Source organism: Celeribacter sp. ULVN23_4 (assembly GCF_054788345.1).
This window is the reverse complement of record NZ_JBTVYO010000002.1, coordinates 654453-671114: the sequence shown is the minus strand read 5'-3', so window position 1 is coordinate 671114 and position 16662 is coordinate 654453. Positions and strand designations below refer to the sequence as shown.

Annotated in this window: 17 protein-coding genes; 14 read left to right on the top strand and 3 right to left on the bottom strand. The window is 59.2% G+C overall.

What is annotated here, in order from left to right:
* Positions 1-24 precede the first annotated feature (24 nt).
* From rseP to lpxB, 8 genes are all read left to right on the top strand, one after another.
* Positions 25-1365 carry an RIP metalloprotease RseP gene (gene rseP, locus ACYBHZ_RS08615; protein ID WP_460273849.1) on the top strand — a complete coding sequence of 447 codons (1341 nt, stop codon included), beginning with the start codon at positions 25-27 and terminating at the stop codon, positions 1363-1365.
* A gap of 234 nt (positions 1366-1599) precedes the next feature.
* Positions 1600-1731, top strand: coding sequence for a hypothetical protein (locus ACYBHZ_RS08610; protein WP_460273848.1), 132 nt, complete (start codon positions 1600-1602; stop codon positions 1729-1731).
* 280 nt (positions 1732-2011) lie between these two features.
* Complete coding sequence (gene bamA / locus ACYBHZ_RS08605; protein ID WP_460273847.1) at positions 2012-4366, top strand: outer membrane protein assembly factor BamA; 2355 nt, start codon at positions 2012-2014, stop codon at positions 4364-4366.
* A 13-nt stretch (positions 4367-4379) separates the two neighbouring features.
* Positions 4380-5048 (top strand): OmpH/Skp family outer membrane protein, encoded by a 669-nt coding sequence (locus ACYBHZ_RS08600; RefSeq protein ID WP_460273846.1) that lies wholly within the window; start codon positions 4380-4382, stop codon positions 5046-5048.
* A 147-nt stretch (positions 5049-5195) separates the two neighbouring features.
* On the top strand, positions 5196-5663 hold the full coding sequence (gene fabZ, locus ACYBHZ_RS08595) for a 3-hydroxyacyl-ACP dehydratase FabZ (RefSeq protein WP_460273845.1): 468 nt from the start codon (positions 5196-5198) through the stop codon (positions 5661-5663).
* 25 nt (positions 5664-5688) lie between these two features.
* Positions 5689-6489: an acyl-ACP--UDP-N-acetylglucosamine O-acyltransferase gene (gene lpxA, locus ACYBHZ_RS08590; protein ID WP_460273844.1), complete on the top strand. Its 801-nt coding sequence runs from the start codon at positions 5689-5691 to the stop codon at positions 6487-6489.
* A 7-nt stretch (positions 6490-6496) separates the two neighbouring features.
* Entirely contained in the window at positions 6497-7279 is a 783-nt protein-coding gene (locus tag ACYBHZ_RS08585) for an LpxI family protein (protein WP_460273843.1), read from the top strand.
* Positions 7276-8424 carry a lipid-A-disaccharide synthase gene (lpxB, locus tag ACYBHZ_RS08580; protein ID WP_460273842.1) on the top strand — a complete coding sequence of 383 codons (1149 nt, stop codon included), beginning with the start codon at positions 7276-7278 and terminating at the stop codon, positions 8422-8424. Before ACYBHZ_RS08585 ends, lpxB begins: the two co-directional genes overlap by 4 nt.
* 18 nt (positions 8425-8442) lie before the next feature.
* Here the strand turns inward: lpxB and ACYBHZ_RS08575 are convergent, their stop codons facing one another.
* Entirely contained in the window at positions 8443-8712 is a 270-nt protein-coding gene (locus ACYBHZ_RS08575) for a zinc ribbon domain-containing protein (RefSeq protein WP_460273841.1), read from the bottom strand.
* Positions 8713-8819: 107 nt separating this feature from the next.
* On the opposite strand from ACYBHZ_RS08575, the gene ACYBHZ_RS08570 reads away from it, so the two are divergent.
* On the top strand, positions 8820-9116 hold the full coding sequence (locus ACYBHZ_RS08570) for a c-type cytochrome (protein ID WP_460273840.1): 297 nt from the start codon (positions 8820-8822) through the stop codon (positions 9114-9116).
* Here ACYBHZ_RS08570 and ACYBHZ_RS08565 read toward each other — a convergent pair.
* Together ACYBHZ_RS08565 and mnmA are read right to left on the bottom strand one after the other, a co-directional pair.
* Complete coding sequence (locus ACYBHZ_RS08565; protein ID WP_460273839.1) at positions 9104-9505, bottom strand: lysozyme inhibitor LprI family protein; 402 nt, start codon at positions 9503-9505, stop codon at positions 9104-9106. The two genes, ACYBHZ_RS08570 and ACYBHZ_RS08565, sit on opposite strands and share 13 nt — an antisense overlap.
* Before the next feature lies 1 nt (position 9506).
* Positions 9507-10652, bottom strand: a complete 1146-nt coding sequence (mnmA, locus tag ACYBHZ_RS08560) for a tRNA 2-thiouridine(34) synthase MnmA (protein WP_460273838.1) — start codon at positions 10650-10652, stop codon at positions 9507-9509.
* A gap of 127 nt (positions 10653-10779) precedes the next feature.
* Here mnmA and sciP point away from each other — a divergent pair, with 127 nt between their 5' ends.
* From sciP to ACYBHZ_RS08535, 5 genes are all read left to right on the top strand, one after another.
* Positions 10780-11058, top strand: coding sequence for a CtrA inhibitor SciP (gene sciP, locus ACYBHZ_RS08555; RefSeq protein WP_460273837.1), 279 nt, complete (start codon positions 10780-10782; stop codon positions 11056-11058).
* A 117-nt stretch (positions 11059-11175) separates the two neighbouring features.
* Positions 11176-11895: a response regulator transcription factor CtrA gene (ctrA, locus tag ACYBHZ_RS08550; protein WP_460273836.1), complete on the top strand. Its 720-nt coding sequence runs from the start codon at positions 11176-11178 to the stop codon at positions 11893-11895.
* A 151-nt stretch (positions 11896-12046) separates the two neighbouring features.
* A complete protein-coding gene (ligA, locus tag ACYBHZ_RS08545) occupies positions 12047-14173 on the top strand; it encodes an NAD-dependent DNA ligase LigA (RefSeq protein WP_460273835.1) in 2127 nt (708 codons plus the stop codon).
* Positions 14170-16263 (top strand): ATP-dependent DNA helicase RecG, encoded by a 2094-nt coding sequence (recG, locus tag ACYBHZ_RS08540; RefSeq protein WP_460273834.1) that lies wholly within the window; start codon positions 14170-14172, stop codon positions 16261-16263. Before ligA ends, recG begins: the two co-directional genes overlap by 4 nt.
* 121 nt (positions 16264-16384) lie before the next feature.
* Positions 16385-16507 carry a hypothetical protein gene (locus ACYBHZ_RS08535; RefSeq protein WP_460273833.1) on the top strand — a complete coding sequence of 41 codons (123 nt, stop codon included), beginning with the start codon at positions 16385-16387 and terminating at the stop codon, positions 16505-16507.
* The last annotated feature ends 155 nt before the right edge of the window (positions 16508-16662 follow it).

Genomic DNA, 16662 nt, shown 5'->3' with positions numbered 1-16662 from the left:
CTGAGGAATTAAGGGGTTAGGGATTTGAGCACTCTTTTGAGCGATCTGGGCGGCGGTGCTTTCACGCTGATCTTCTTCATCGTCGCGCTGTCGATCATCGTCACGGTGCATGAATACGGCCATTATATCGTCGGGCGCTGGTCCGGGATCAAGGCAGACGTATTCTCACTGGGCTTTGGCAAACCGCTCTGGCAACGCACGGACAAACGCGGCACGGTCTGGCAAATCGCGGCTCTGCCTTTTGGTGGCTATGTCAAATTCGCAGGGGATGCGAACGCGGCATCTGCGCCCGATGCGCATGCCGTCGAGGGGCTGAACCCGGAGGAGGCTCGGCACACGATGCCCGGCGCGCCGCTTTGGGCGCGCACGGCCACGGTTGCGGCTGGCCCGATGTTCAACTTCGTGTTCTCTTTCCTCGTTTTCACGGTTTTCATTCTGATGTCCGGCAAAGCCGCTGATCGGTTGGTTGTCGATGAAATCCGCCCGGTTCCTTATGAAGTCGGGCTGATGAGCGGAGATGAAATTCTCGCCATTGATGGGGACGATGTCACTGAGACCACGGATCTTGGCGAGATCGTCGAGAACCTTCCTCGCGATGCGCGCGTCACCTACACGGTGCGCCGCGACGGGCAGGAGATTCAGGTCGAAGGGCCTTATCCCTATCCGGTGATTGTCGCCGGGATTTCCCCGAAATCCGCCGCCCGCGATGCGGGGCTTAAGACCGGGGATGTGATCACTGAGCTTGATGGCGAAGCGGTCAATACGTTCTGGGATTTGCAGGATTATGTCACGGGCCATGAAGGTGCGGCGATGACTTTGACGATCTGGCGGCCTGATGACGCTGGCGGCGAGACTTTTGAGACGACACTTGAACCGCGCCGCCGTGATCTTCCGTCCGAAGGGGGCGGGTTTGAAACGCGCTGGCTGATCGGTATCTCGGGCGGCTTGCTCTTCACCGTCGGTACTGAGCCTGTCGGTTTGGGCGAAGCCATGTCGGCAGGTATCAGCGCTGTTTGGCAGATCATCACCATGTCCCTGTCAGGGCTGGGGCATATGATCACCGGCGCGATTTCCGCCTGCAATATCTCCGGCCCTGTCGGCATTGCCGAGGTGGTGTCGACCTCCGCCTCTGACGGGGCGAGCAGTTTCCTTTGGACTGTCGCTATGCTCTCAACCGCGATTGGCCTTATGAACCTGTTCCCGATCCCGGTGCTCGATGGCGGGCATTTGGTGTTCTACGCCTATGAAGCCGTGCGCGGCAAACCTCTGCCGGATCGTGCTGTTGGGGTGATGATGACCTTCGGCATGATCGTGATCATGGGCTTCATGGTTTTGGGGCTTAGCTCGGATTTGTTCTGCAAATAAGGCGGCACGGGCGGATTTCCGCCTGCGCTTCCGAGCGCCGATGTCTGGCCTAAAATTTGGCCCCAAACTGAATTGATCCGGTGGCAAGATTATTGTGCCACGTCCAATTCTCGCCACATTCCATTCGTAAACTATAGCCAAACGGGACGCTTGTGTCCCTTTTCGGTGTGGCGTGAGCCGCACTGCTTTGAGAGTTTCAAGCTGACGCCAATATCCGATGTGGAGGGCCCTTAAATGACTGCAATTCATGCGAGCTACCGCAGCCTTACACAACTGGCCGATCTCAATTGGGACCGTCTGCTCTATGCTGTGACCTTGGTTGTCGCTTTGGCCGCCGGAGCATTTTTCGGTCAAATGTTCCTCTGAACTGATAGAGACCTGCCAAGTTCGGCGGGCGCTATCTTTGGACGTCTCTACATTGCACTCTTCCGCGCCGTTCAGGCGGTTCGATGTCACGGATTTTTGTGCCGTGTGATCCCTCGTGATGCGTCAAGCCCTTTTCGTAGCCCTTTCATCAATATGAAGGGTTTTCGCAGGGAGAGAACGCCACTATGGTGTGTGCAAAAGGGTGACCGTTCCGTTTTGACAAGGGGCGGCATTCCCGTTACTCAACGAGGGACTTGTGGGGAATTTCGAGAAAGCCACCATGTTTGCAATCAATGATCGTTCGACCCGTGGGGCATCGCATGTCGCGGCCCGCGCATTTGCCCTTTCTTTTGCGGCTTTCGCTGTCACGACCGTGTCCTACACGGCGTTTCCCGCTAAAGCTGTGGCGCAATCCTATAGCTTCAGTAACGTAAGCGTCGAAGGGGCGACCCGGGTGTCGGCCAATACGATCCTGTCTTACGCGGGAATCTCGCAAGGGCAGACCGTCTCTGCTGCCGAGCTGAATGACGCCTATCAAAAGGTGCTTGCCTCGGGCCTCTTCGAGACCGTCGAATTCACGCCGCGCGGCAATACGCTTGTGATCAAGGTCGTCGAATTCCCGGTGGTGTCTCGCATTTCCATCGAGGGCAACAAAAAGGTTTCGGACGACAATTTGATGTCGCTTCTCGCGACCAAGGTGCGCCGTGTGTATTCTCCGGCCACCGTCGAGGCTGATGCGGCTGCGATCACCCAAGCCTATGAGGTGAAAGGTCAGCTTGTCGCCACCGTGACCCCGAAAATCATCCGTCGCCCGGACAACCGCGTCGATGTGGTGTTTGAAGTGACCGAGGGCAAAGGGGTCGAGGTTGAGCGTCTCAGTTTTGTCGGCAACCGCAACTATTCGGACAGCCGCCTGCGTCGTGTGCTTCAGACCAAACAAGCGGGCCTGCTGCGTTTCATCATCGGCAAAGACACCTATGCCGAGGATCGCGTCGAGTTCGACAAACGCGTGCTGACCGATTTCTACACCTCGCGTGGCTATGTTGATTTCCAGGTGCTGAACGTCGCTGCGCAATTCTCGCGCGAGCGCAACGCTTACTTCATGACTTTCAACGTGCGTGAAGGCCAAAAATACGAGTTTGGTAACATCACGGTTTCTTCCGAGATCGCGGAGGCCGATTCGGATGAGTTCCTCAAGGTGAACAAAATCCGTGCGGGTCAGACCTATTCGCCGCTCGCTGTCGACAATGCCGTTGAGCGCATGGAGACCTTGGCGACCAAAAAAGGCATCGACTTCCTGCGCGTCGACCCCCGCGTGACCCGCAACGAGCGCACCCAGACGCTGGATATCGAATTCGCTCTGGTGCGTGGTCCGCGCGTCTTCGTTGAGCGGATCGACATTGAAGGCAACGCCACCACTCTGGACCGCGTTGTCCGTCAGAAATTCAAGACGGTCGAGGGCGACCCGTTCAACCCGCGCGAAATTCGCGCAGCGGCAGAACGTATCCGCGCGCTTGGCTTCTTCTCCAACGCCGATGTGAACACCCGTCAAGGCTCGTCCTCCGATCAGATGATCGTGGATGTGAACGTGACGGAAAAACCGACGGGCTCTTTCACCTTCGGCGGCAACTACTCCGTGTCCGAAGGGGCCAACCTGATCGCATCCTTCAGCGAAGCAAACTTCCTTGGCCGCGGCCAGAAGCTTTCCTTCAACCTGACCACGGATGTGTCTGAAGGCAGCCTGTCTTTCAACTTCGTTGAACCGGCGTTCCTCGGGCGCGATGTGGCCTTTGGCCTGTCGGCTGGGATTGGTTCCTCGCAGCCGTCCTACGCAGAATACATCACCCGCAGCTTCTACGTGTCGCCGCGTCTGACCTTCCCGGTATCTGAAAACGGTGCGCTGACGGTCAACTATCGAGGCGCATTGGGTGAAGTTGTTGAGGACGAAGATTACACGGATGACGGCTACACCTATCCGGTTCAAATCCAAGACGATATTGATACCGGTCGGTTGACCACCCACAGCCTAGGATATTCCTATAGCTATGATACGCGCCGTTCGGGCTTGAACCCGAATGCGGGCATGCTGTTCAAATTCGGACAGGACTATGCGGGCCTGATCGGGGGGGACTCGAATTACATCAAGACCTCTGCGGAACTGACCGGTGAGATGAAGGTCTGGAACGAAGAAGTGACCCTGCGGGCGACCATTGAGGGGGGCATACTTGACGCGGATGGCGATAGCCGGATCACCGATCGCTATTTCAACAGCTCTTCCATCATCCGTGGTTTCGAACCCGGTGGGATTGGGCCGCGCTCTTCGACGAATGATCTCGCGCTTGGCGGCAACTACTACGCCGTGGCACGTCTGGAAGCGAACTTCCCCTTTGGGCTTCCCGAAGAATACGGCCTCTCCGGTGGTGTCTTCTTTGACTATGGTTCGGTCTGGGGACTGGATGATACGACGGATATCATCGATGGGTCTGACGAGTTGAACTGGCGCTCCGTGATCGGCGCGTCGATCTTCTGGACGACGCCGATGGGGCCGCTGCGTTTCAACTTCACCCATGCGCTCGACAAAGAAGAGTACGATGAAGAGCAAACCTTCGATCTGACCCTGTCCAAGAGCTTCTGATGAGCGCGCTCTGATGCGTAGACTTGTTGCGGTTCTGCTGTGTATCCTGAGCTTAGGCGTATCTAGCGCCCAAGCGCAGGAGGCAAACACGCCGACGCCACCGCGCTCGCAAAGTCAGAAGATTGTCTTTCCGGTGCTGGTGTTTGATCGGGCGCGTGTTGTTGAGCAAAGCGAGACCGGGAAAGCGCTGGAAGAGCGTATCGAAGCAGCACGTGCGGCGCTTCTTGATGAAAACAACCGTCTCTATGACGAGCTTGAGGCCGAAGAGCAGAACCTCGCGGATATTCGCGACAGCTTGAGTGCGGCTGATTTTCGCGCCCGGGCGAAAGCTTTCGATGACAAGGTGACGAATTTCCGTTCCGAACAAGACCGTAAGGCACAGGACATTCAGTCACAGTATGATGAAGGTCTGACCGAGCTTGAGAAGGGCATGAACGCCGTCCTGACCGGTATTGCGCGGGATTATGGCGCGGTCTTGGTGTTCGAACGCGGCCAAGTCTATCTCATGAGTGGCGCCATTGACGTGTCCAGCCTTTTGATCGAGCGGCTTGATGCGCAAGAAGGTGTGGACGATGTGCCGGCCAGTGACGCGGTCGCCGGGGATCAGACTGCCCCTGATCAGACCGAAAACGGGGCGGGGGAAGCCGCTGAGAGCAGCTCTGCGACACCGGGACAGGACTGAGGGCGCTTGTCAGCCCGTGCCACGATTGTTACAGGATTGTGAGAAAACGACCCGCCCGCTTCAGGGCCGCGCGCGGGATTGGGCTTGTGCCCGGATATGTCTGAGTTGGCCCGACAAAATATAAAGAAGGCCCCGGGGATTAAGACCATGACCGAGAGCACAGAAACCAAGACCGCCGATATCGATCTGATCCAGCGCATCCTGCCGCATCGTTACCCGTTTTTGCTGGTGGACCGCGTGGTGGAGATTGACGCGCCCAACAGCTGTGTCGGCATCAAGAACGTGACCTTTAACGAGCCGCATTTCCAAGGCCACTTTCCCGGTGAGCCGGTGATGCCGGGTGTGACCATCGTCGAAGCGATGGCACAGACCGCGGCCGTGATGGTGGGGGTTCACATGGATCTCGCCGACAAAGAGTTCAACGTCTATTTCATGAACATCGACGGCGTGAAATTCCGCCGTAAGGTGGTACCGGGCGATCAACTCAAGATGCATGTCACAGTGAAACGTGGCGGCGGCAAGGTCTGGAAATTCGAAGGCCGTGCCGAGGTTGATGGCGAACTGGCCTGTCAGGCGGAATTCACCGCTATGATGGACCTGACCCCGAAATCCTGAGCCTGACCGCCGGAAGGATCCCCCTATGAGCACGATTGACCCGAGCGCGAAAGTTCACCCTTCGGCGGTGATCGAAGACGGGGCCGTGATTGGTGCCGATTGCAAGATCGGCCCGTTTTGCCTTGTTGGCCCGAACGTACGTCTGCACGAGCGGGTCACGCTGAAATCCCATGTCGTCGTCACCGGCGACACGGAGATTGGTGCGGACACCACAGTGTTCCAATTCGCCTCCATCGGGGAGATTCCGCAGGATCTCAAGTTCAAGGGCGAAGAGACCAAGCTGATCATCGGGGAGCGCAACCGCATCCGCGAGTATGTCACGATGAACACTGGCACAGAGGGCGGCGGCGGTGTCACCCGCGTCGGCAATGACGGCCTGTTCATGTCGTCTTGCCATGTGGCCCACGACGCGCAGATCGGCGATCGGGTGATCCTTGTGAACTCCGTGGCGGTGGCGGGCCATTGCCACATCGAGGATGACGTGATCATCGGCGGACTTTCGGGCATTCACCAATGGGTTCGGATCGGGCAGGGCGCCATCGTGGGCGCTTTGTCCATGGTCACCTCCGATGTGCTGCCCCATGCGCTGGTGCAGGGGCCGCGCGCCGAGCTTGATGGCTTGAACCTTGTCGGGCTCAAGCGCAAGGGCGTGCCGCGTGACGACATCAATCAGCTGCGCGCCGCGTTCCAGATGCTCAAACAGGGCGAAGGTTCGTTCAAGGACCGTGCACAACGCCTGTCGGAGGATTTCGACAGCGACTATGTTGCACGGATGGTGGCTTTCGTCATGGGCGACAGCGACCGTGGTTTCCTGACCCCAAATTGATCCGCAGATGACAAGAACAGCGATCATAGCCGGTTCCGGCGCCTTGCCCAAGCTTTTGGCCGAGGCCCTGAACAATCCGGTCTATGTCACGCTCGACGACACGCAAGCGCCCAGAGGCATCGAACATGTCTCGGCGCGGATCGAGAAACTGGGCAAGCTCTTCAAAGCTCTGAAATCTCACGATGTGGGCGCTGTGGTCTTCGCGGGCGCGATGGCGCGCCCCAAGGTTAACCCCGTGCTTCTCGACCGCCATGCGCTCCGTCTCGCCATGTCCTTGGGCAAGGGCGACGACGCGTTGCTGCGTGAAGTGCTGGCGCTCTTCGGCGATCAGGGGTTTCTGATCCGTGGCGCTACGGAAATCCGTCCCGACCTTCTGCTCGAACCGGACACGCTCTGGGGCCGCAAACCGAGCCGGGAAGAGTTGAGCGATGCCGAACGGGCGCAAGATGTGCTCAAGGCGCTCTCGCCGCTGGACGTTGGACAAGGTGCGGTCTGCGCCGGGGGCCAGATGCTTGGGATTGAAACGGTGCAGGGCACCGACGCCATGCTGTCCTTCGTTGGGGCCACCCCGGAGCGGTTGCGCCGCGCCAAGGGCGTTTTCGTGAAAGCACCGAAACAAGGGCAGGACATGCGCATCGACATGCCGACCATCGGGATTGAGACCGTGGAGAAAGTGATCTCCGCCGGGCTTGGTGGCATCGTCGTCCCGGCTGGCGGCGTGATCGTGCTGGAACGCGACAAGGTCGAAGCCCGCATCAAGGAGGCAGGTCTGTTCCTGAAAGCGCAATGAGCCTCAAGGTCTTCGTTATTGCCGGAGAGGCCTCGGGCGACAAACTGGGCGCGGCGGTTATGGCCGGGTTGAAAAGCCTGTCCGATGTCGAATTTCGCGGCGTGGGTGGGAAACTCATGGGCGAAGAGGGGCTTGAGAGCCAGTTTCCGATGTCGGAACTCTCTCTCATGGGCATTGCGGAAATCCTGCCGAAATATTTCCACCTGAAACGCCGCATTCGCGAGGTGGCTGACGCCATTCTCGACTGGCGTCCCGATGTGGTGCTGACCATCGACAGTCCCGATTTCTGTTTGCGCGTCGCCGATCTGGTGAAGGCGCAAAGCGACATTCGGGTTTGTCATTACGTTGCGCCGACGGTCTGGGCCTGGCGTCCCGAGCGGGCCGCGAAGATGGCGAAGCGGGTCGATCAGGTCTTGGCGCTCTTTCCGTTTGAACCGCCCTATTTCGAGAAAGAAGGGCTGCGCTGTGATTTTGTCGGGCATCCGGTTGTCGCCGAAGGCATCGCCGATTTCGATGAGGTGAAGGCCTTCCGCGAGGGGCATGCCATTGGCGACGCGCCCCTCGTCTTGGTTCTGCCGGGCTCGCGCCGGGGCGAGGTCAGCCGTCTGGCCCCGATCTTCGGCGAAACCCTCGGGCTCTTCGCGAAGACGCATCCGGAGGCGCGCTATGTCCTGCCCATGGCGCATGGCGTCGAGGACCATGTGCGTGCCGCGGTCGAGGACTGGCCGGTCAAACCGATCCTGATCTCTTCCAAGGCGGAGAAACAGGCGGCGTTTCGTGCCGCCAACGTGGCGCTTGCGGCATCAGGGACGGTGTCCTTGGAGCTTGCCGCCAATGAGACGCCGATGGTCGTGGCCTACCGGATGAACTGGCTGACCGAGCAGATCGTCAAGCGCAAGCTGTTGATCGACACGGTGACCTTGGTGAACCTTGTCAGCGAGACCCGCGTCGTGCCGGAATACCTCGGCCCGGAGTGTATCCCGCAGAAAATCTCCTCCGCACTGGCCCATGCGCTGAATTCCGATGAGCAGCGCGCGGCTTTGACCCTCACGATGGAGCGTTTGGGGCGGGGCGAAGAGGCTCCGGGGCTTCGTGCCGCGCGTGCGGTGCTCGACGGTATCGCGCAGGTAGCGGGCAAGTCCTGATCCACTAAAGCGACATCGTCAAGACATGTCGCGCCATCGCTCCAAATGTGGAATGTTGCGGGTCATGAACCACGCGACAGGGGCCCAAATGCCATGCACGCGCAGCTTTTCGGAGCAAAGCGCCTGCATGTCATGCGCGGTCATGTTCGGATCAACGAAATCGCCGTCGAGATAGCAGAACGAACAGAAGTGATCAGAGCGTGTGCCGTCAATATTGCGACCGCCGCCCAGCGGGTCTTGGGACAATGGCATGCCGCAGCTTTGGCAGAACTTCACATTGGACGTCATGGCGCAGCCCTCCATTGCAACCATGTGGCTGACGGTAATCCGACTCGGAAAACCCGTTCTTTGCGCTCGGTCAAATCCGGGCATAACGTGAAGGGCGGAGGTCCGAGATGCTGCGTGGCGTTTTTTGTATCGGGGTGGCGTTTTGTGCGCCAGGCGCACATGCCGGCGAGCTTGCCGTTGGGGAAGTTTTCGGAGACCCGGCGCGCGGCGCCGAAATTTACGCGGAGCGCTGTGCGCGATGTCATGGCGTTGCGATAGAAATGATCCTCGCGCCAGAGGACGCGCCCCGAGTCGCTGCTTTTATCGCCTCGCATAAGACGCGTTTGGATCAGGATCGAACGGATCAGGACAATGCCGATCTCGCGGCCTATTTGGTGAGCCTGTCGCCCACTCAGCGCAATTGATCGTTCAGTTCTTTCGTCCGCGCGCGGGTCAGCTCCACGCGGCAAGAGGTGATCGCAATTCCCGTGCCGGAGCCGCCACCAAAGCCTGCGCCAACAAAATCGCATTGCGTGTCGCGATAGGCTTCCCAAGCGGTTTGTGAGGCCTCAAGCGCGGGCAGGGCGACGGCGCGCCCTGTGATCCCATCGAGTTCCTCGGCAGAGCCCTTGGCGAAACCGAGCGTGAGTTCCATCGCGCGGGTGGCATTGGCCTCGGCCTCGGCAACGCAATTGCCGATTTCGACCTGAGAGCTGAAATGCGCGCATTCCAAAGACGGATCGGCGATGGCTGCCACCGGAAGAGCCGCAACAAAGGCGGTGGGGAGAAAAGCCAAAAGCGCGATCCGTTTCATCTCAACGTCCTTTCCAGATCCAGCCGCCACCATAAATGCGCGGGCTCTCCGGATCATAGAACACACAGGCCTGACCGGGCGAGACACCTTCTTCGGCGATCGCCAGCTCGACCTCGGCCTCGGTTTCCGAAATCGGGCGCACGATGGCCTCGCGCGGCGGACGGGTGGAGCGGACTTTGACGTCCAGAACCCATTCCTTGCGCGACATGAAGGGTTCATCTCCGAGCCAGTTGATCTCCCGTACCGGAATGGTCCGGGTGGCAAGCATCTCTTTCGGCCCGACGATCACGCGCCGGTTGTCTACGTCGAGTTTGACCACATAGAGCGGCTCAGTGAGACCGCCGATGCCAAGCCCGCGCCGTTGCCCGATGGTGTAGTGAATGACCCCGTTGTGAGTGCCGCGCACATTGCCCTCGTGATCGACAATCTCTCCGGGCTCCGCCGCACCCGGGCGCAGCTTTTCAATCACCTGCGCATAATTGCCGTTGGGCACGAAACAGATGTCCTGACTGTCGGGTTTGTCCGCGACAGAGAGGCCGTATTTCGCCGCCAAGGCGCGGGTCGCGTCTTTCGACGGCAGATGACCCAGCGGGAATCGCAGGTATTCAAGCTGCTCCGGTGTCGTCGAAAACAGGAAATAGCTCTGATCGCGGTTCGCATCAGCCGCCGAATGCAGCTCCGGCCCGTTCGGCCCCATCACGCGTTGAATATAGTGTCCGGTCGCCATGCAATCGGCATCCAGATCTTTCGCCGTGTTGAGCAGATCTTTGAATTTCACCCGCTCGTTGCAACGAATACAGGGCACAGGGGTCGCCCCCGCCAGATAGCTGTCGGCAAATTCGTCGATCACCGCGTCCTGAAAGATGTTCTCGTAATCAAGCACATAATGCGGGAAGCCCATCTCTTCGGCCACGCGGCGCGCGTCATGAATGTCGCGCCCGGCACAACAGGCCCCCTTCTTGGCCAAGGCCGCGCCATGGTCATAAAGCTGGAGCGTCACGCCGACGACATCATATCCCTCTTCGGCCAGCTTCGCGGCCACAACAGAGGAATCGACACCGCCCGACATGGCCACAACCACGCGGGTGTCCTTGGGGGCTTTCGCAAAGCCTAAAGAGTTCAGCGGGTGTGCGCCGTCATCAAACATGAACAAATCCTTTCGGGAACAGACCCGCTATATAGGAAAATTCGAACTACTCTCAAGAGCCAGCTTCACCCCCCATTAAGAGGATTGCTGCAAAACGGGGTGACGATTCACGAAGAGGGTGAGACCAATGTACCTCAAAAAAGTCGACGGCCCGCGTGCCGTGACATTGCCCGACGGTTCGATCATGACCCGAGCCGACCTGCCGCCAAAGGACACGCGCCGCTGGGTTGCTTCGCGCAAGGCCGCTGTGGTGAAGGGCGTTGTGTTCGGGCTGATCACCACCTCTGAGGCGCTTCAGATGTATGGATTGTCCGAGGAAGAATTCAATTCTTGGAAGACCGCTATCGCTGAGCATGGCGAAGCGGCATTAAAGGCGACATCTGTGCAGAAATACCGACAACCTTGAGTGGAAAATCAAAAAAGGGTAGCTCTGGTAACGTGTAGTTAACCATTTGTGCCCATCTTCCAAAGGAACGAACGCAACGAGAACGAATTTGGAAGAGAATAACGGAGTTCCTAGGTTATGCGTATTTTGCTGGTCGAAGACGATCCTACCACCTCGAAAAGCATCGAGTTAATGCTGTCTCATGCCAATCTTAACGTCTACACGACGGACCTTGGCGAAGAGGGGATCGATCTCGCGAAACTTTACGATTACGATCTGATCCTTCTCGATTTGGGGCTTCCAGATATGAACGGTCACGAAGTGCTGCGCCAGTTGCGGCTGGCTCGTGTCGATACGCCCATTCTCATTCTCTCCGGTGCCGATGATACGGAAAACAAGATCAAAGGGTTCGGTTTTGGCGCCGATGATTACCTGACCAAACCGTTCCATCGCGAAGAGTTGGTGGCCCGCATCCACGCGATCATTCGGCGCTCCAAAGGCCATTCCCAATCCGTCATCCGCACCGGCAAGGTCGAGGTCAATCTCGATGCGAAAACCGTGTCCGTGGTTGGCAAACCGGTGCATCTGACGGGCAAGGAATATCAGATGCTGGAACTGCTTTCCCTGCGCAAGGGGACGACTTTGACCAAGGAAATGTTCCTCAACCATCTCTACGGCGGCATGGATGAACCCGAATTGAAGATCATTGATGTCTTCATCTGCAAGCTGCGCAAGAAGCTCGCCAATGCCACCGACGGGGCGAATTACATCGAAACCGTCTGGGGCCGGGGCTATGTCTTGCGCGATCCCGAGCCGGGAAACGATCATGGTGATGAACAGATTGCCATCGGTGCCTGACCGGAACGATACGCGAGTTGTCGTGCCCCGGCGGTCTTACGCCGTAGGTTTTAGGCCAGTCCGGAGCGTTTTCTTCCTTCCGTGAATTCTGACTGGACCTCCTCCTGTCCCTCTCCTAAATCAGAGAGAAGACATCCGCGGGGAGTATTTCATGGCTGAACATCTGGACGAGACGAAACCCGTCGAGGCGCTGAGCGCGGATGAAGCGCGCGCAGAGCTTGCGCGGCTTGCGGAGCGTCTTGCCGGAGCCAATACCGCCTATCACACCGACGATGCGCCGGTGATGTCGGATGCAGATTACGACGCGCTCAAGCTTCGAAATGCGGCGATTGAGGCGCGGTTTCCCGAGCTGCAGCGCTCCGACAGCCCGACGGAACAGGTCGGCGCCGCTCCCTCCGAAGGCTTCGGCAAGATCACCCATGCCGTTCGCATGATGTCTTTGGCCAATGCGTTTGACGACGAAGATGTGCAGGAATTCGACCGCTCCGTGCGCAAATATCTCGGCGCTCCGGGGGAGATTGCCTATACGGCGGAACCGAAAATTGACGGGCTGTCCCTGTCGCTCCGCTACGAACAGGGCAAGCTTGTCTCCGCCGCGACCCGCGGCGATGGCGAGGTGGGCGAAAACGTCACTGCCAACGCCCGCACCATTGAAGATATCCCCCAAGAATTGACCGGTGCGCCCGATGTGCTTGAGGTGCGCGGCGAGGTCTACATGTCCCATGCCGATTTCGAGGCATTGAACGCGCGCCATGCTGAGCGTGGCGGCAAGACCTTCGCCAACCCGCGCAATGCGGCGGCGGGGTCATTGCGGCAACTCGATGCGGAGATCACCCGCGCGCGCCCTCTTAAATTCTTTGCCTATGCCTGGGGCGAACATTCTGAGCCGCTCTCCGATACCCAAACGGGCGCGATCAAGCGGCTTGCGGCCCTCGGGTTTCAAACCAACCCGTTGACCAAACGCTTTACCGACATCAGCGATATGATCGCCCATTACCACGAGATCGAGGCACAGCGCGCGACGCTGGGCTATGACATCGACGGGGTGGTCTACAAGGTCGATCGGCTCGATCTGCAACATCGCCTCGGTTTTCGCTCGACCACGCCGCGTTGGGCCATCGCGCATAAATTCCCGGCGGAACTTGCCTGGACCCAACTTGAATCCATCGACATTCAGGTTGGCCGTACCGGCGCGCTTTCCCCGGTGGCGCGGCTCACGCCCGTGACGGTCGGCGGCGTCGTTGTGTCCAACGCGACCTTGCACAACGAGGATTACATCAAAGGCCTCGACAGCAAGGGCGAAGACATTCGTGGCGGCAAGGACATTCGCGTCGGCGATTGGGTGCAGGTCTACCGCGCCGGCGACGTGATCCCGAAGGTCGCCGATGTCGATCTTGCCCGACGCAAGCCCGACGCAGAGCCATACGTGTTTCCGACAACCTGTCCGGAGTGCGGATCGGACGCCATTCGCGAAGAGGGCGACGCGGTGCGCCGCTGTACCGGTGGGATGATCTGCCCGGCGCAAGCGGTGGAAAAACTAAAACATCTCGTCTCGCGCGGGGCTTTTGATATCGAGGGGCTCGGTGCGAAACAGGTGGAGCAGTTCTATAAAGATGGCTGGGTCAAAGAGCCCGCAGATATCTTTGAACTCAAAGCAAAATTCGGCCCCGGAAATCTGTCGCAATTGAAGAACCGGGAAGGCTGGGGCGAGAAATCCGCCCTCAACCTGTTCGATGCCATCGATGCCCGCCGGGAGATTCCGTTGGCCAAACTGATCTTCGGCCTCGGTATTCGCCATGTCGGCGACAGCTCCGCCAACCTTCTTGCCACGCATTACGGCACATGGGGCGCGTTTGAAAAGGCGATGAAATCAGCCACGGTCGGAAGCGGTCCGGAGTGGGAAGATTTGCTCTCCATCGACGGTGTCGGCGATGTCATGGCGACCTCCGTGATCACGACGTTTCACCAAGAGGCCGAACGCGCCTCGATCGACCGTCTGGTCGCGCATTTGAACCCCATCGAGGCCGAAAAGCCCAAGAATGACAGCCCGGTCAGCGGGAAAACTGTCGTCTTCACTGGCACATTGGAAAAGATGACCCGCTCGGAGGCCAAAGCCCGCGCCGAGGCGCTTGGCGCGAAAGTGTCGGGCTCGGTCTCGGCAAAAACCGATTTGGTCGTCGCGGGTCCGGGAGCCGGCTCGAAAGAGAAGAAAGCCCGCGATCTTGGGATTGAGCTTTTGGACGAAGACGGCTGGCTTGCCTTGATCGGGGACGCATGAGCGGGGGGCGGCCGGATATCCTTTTTCCGCTGTTTGCGGGGCTTGAGACGCTTGCGGGCATCGGGCCGAAAACAGCAAAGCTTATGCCTGCGCTCGGGGTGGAGCGGCCACGCGATCTGTTGTTCACCTTGCCCAATGCCGTGGTGGATCGGCGGCGGCGCGACAGTTTGCGCGAGGTGGTGCCGGGGTCCATCGCGACCGTCGAAGTCACCGTTCTGCGCCATCAACCGCCGAGCCGCAAAGGCCTTCCGTATCGGGTGATTGTTGAAGATCGCGAGCTGGCGTTTCAGGTCGTGTTTTTCCGTGGCGCGCCGTCTTGGATCGCGTCGCAGCTTCCGGTCGGGGAGCGACGGCTGATTTCCGGTAAGGTTGAAATGTACGACGGCCAGTTTCAGATGCCGCATCCCGATCACATCCTGTCGCCGGAAGAGGCGGATGGCCTGCCGGGGTACGAGCCGGTGTATCCGTTGACGGCGGGGGTGACGCAAAAGACCATGAGCAAGGCCAGCGCTGCGGCTTTGGAGCTTGTTCCGGAGTTGGAGGAATGGGTCGATCCGGCGTTGAAGGCGCGGGAAGGTTGGCCGGATTTCGAGGCCGCTTTGGCGCAGGCCCATCGCCCGTTGTCTCAAAACGAGATCTCTCCGACAAGCGCGGCGCGGCAGCGTTTGGCCTATGACGAATTGTTCGCGCATCAGGTGACGCTGGCTTTGGCGAGGGCGCAGGTCCGACGCGGCAAAGGGCGGGAAAATGTCGGGAACGGTGCGCTGCGCGGCAAGGTGCTGGCGGCTTTGCCCTATCGACCGACAGGGGCGCAGGCCCGCGCGATGGAGGAAATTGCCGCAGATATGGCCGCAGCACAACGGATGAACCGGTTGCTGATGGGGGATGTCGGCTCTGGTAAGACGCTCGTTGCGCTGATGGCTTTGCTGGTCGCGGTCGAAGCGGGCGGGCAGGGCGTCATGATGGCCCCGACGGAAATCCTTGCACGTCAACACCTTGAGGGGCTGCGCCCGATGGCGGAAGCTGCGGGTGTGGTGCTTGAACTTTTGACCGGGCGGGACAAGGGGCGCGCGCGCGCAGAGAAACTTGCGGCGCTCAAACGTGGTGACATTCATATTCTGGTCGGGACTCATGCGGTGTTCCAAGACGATGTCACGTTTCATGATTTGCGCCTGTCTATCATCGATGAGCAGCACCGCTTTGGTGTGACGCAGCGCCTTGCACTGTCCCAAAAAGGCACGGCGGTCGATGTGCTCGTGATGACCGCGACACCGATCCCGCGGTCTCTGTCCTTGGCGCAATATGGGGATATGGATGTCTCCATTCTGGATGAAAAACCACCCGGACGGACGCCGGTGAAAACCGCGTTGAGTGCGATTGATCGGATGGATGAGGTGGTGGCCCATCTCAAAACCGCGATTGCGCAGGGGCGGCAGGCCTATTGGGTCTGTCCGCTGGTCGAAGAGAGCGAACTCGTCGACATGATGGCCGCCGAAGAGCGGTTCAAAGCGCTCCGCGCGGTGTTGGGGGAAGGGCATGTCGGGCTTGTCCACGGCCAGATGGCGCCGGAAGACAAGGACCGGACCATGGCGGATTTTGCCGCCGGGCGGATTGCGGTTCTTGTGGCGACGACGGTGATCGAGGTCGGGGTGAACGTGCCTAACGCGTCGATCATGGTGATTGAGCGGGCCGAGCATTTCGGCTTGGCGCAGCTCCACCAGCTGCGCGGCCGGGTCGGGCGCGGGGATGTCGCCTCGACCTGTCTGTTGATGTACAAACCACCTCTTACCGAGACCGGGCGGCGGCGGTTGGAGATTTTGCGCGAGACCGAAGACGGCTTCCGTATCGCAGAAGAAGACTTGGCAATGCGCGGGGCGGGGGATGTTTTGGGTACGGCGCAATCGGGCCTGCCGAGGTTTCGGGTGGCCGATCTTGAGCGGCAATCCGCGCTGATGGCTCTGGCGCAATCGGATGCGCGCAAACTCCTTCATGATGATCCGACACTCAAAACAGAACGCGGCGCGGCCGTGCGTGTTCTTTTGTGGCTGATGGGTAAGGATGAAGCGATCCGTTTGATTTCAGTGGGTTAGGTGAATTCCTCCTGGGGGAATTACATTTTGTTCGCAAATGTTCCCAAAAAGTTCTTTACAGGACTCAGTTAAAATGAGAACAAACTAGCAACAAGTCATTAACCACGTTGCTGAGGATGCCATGATCCAAGATCTCAAATCTGTCGTTTCCCGCTCTCAAGCCACCTTGTTCGAAGACATGCTTGGCGCCATCGCACTGTTGGTCATTCTTGTTGGGGGGCTATCCCTGCCGGCGCTGTTCTGACGTCAAACCCTCCCAGTCTGCCTGTGATCTGACCCCGTCCCACGCGTGCTGACCCTCACCTGTTCCTGTCAGCGGTGGATGTATCCCCCCCCACCTGACAGCGTGGATATCAGATCAGACTGCCGCCGCCTTCTTTGGAAGTGCGGCGGTTTCTT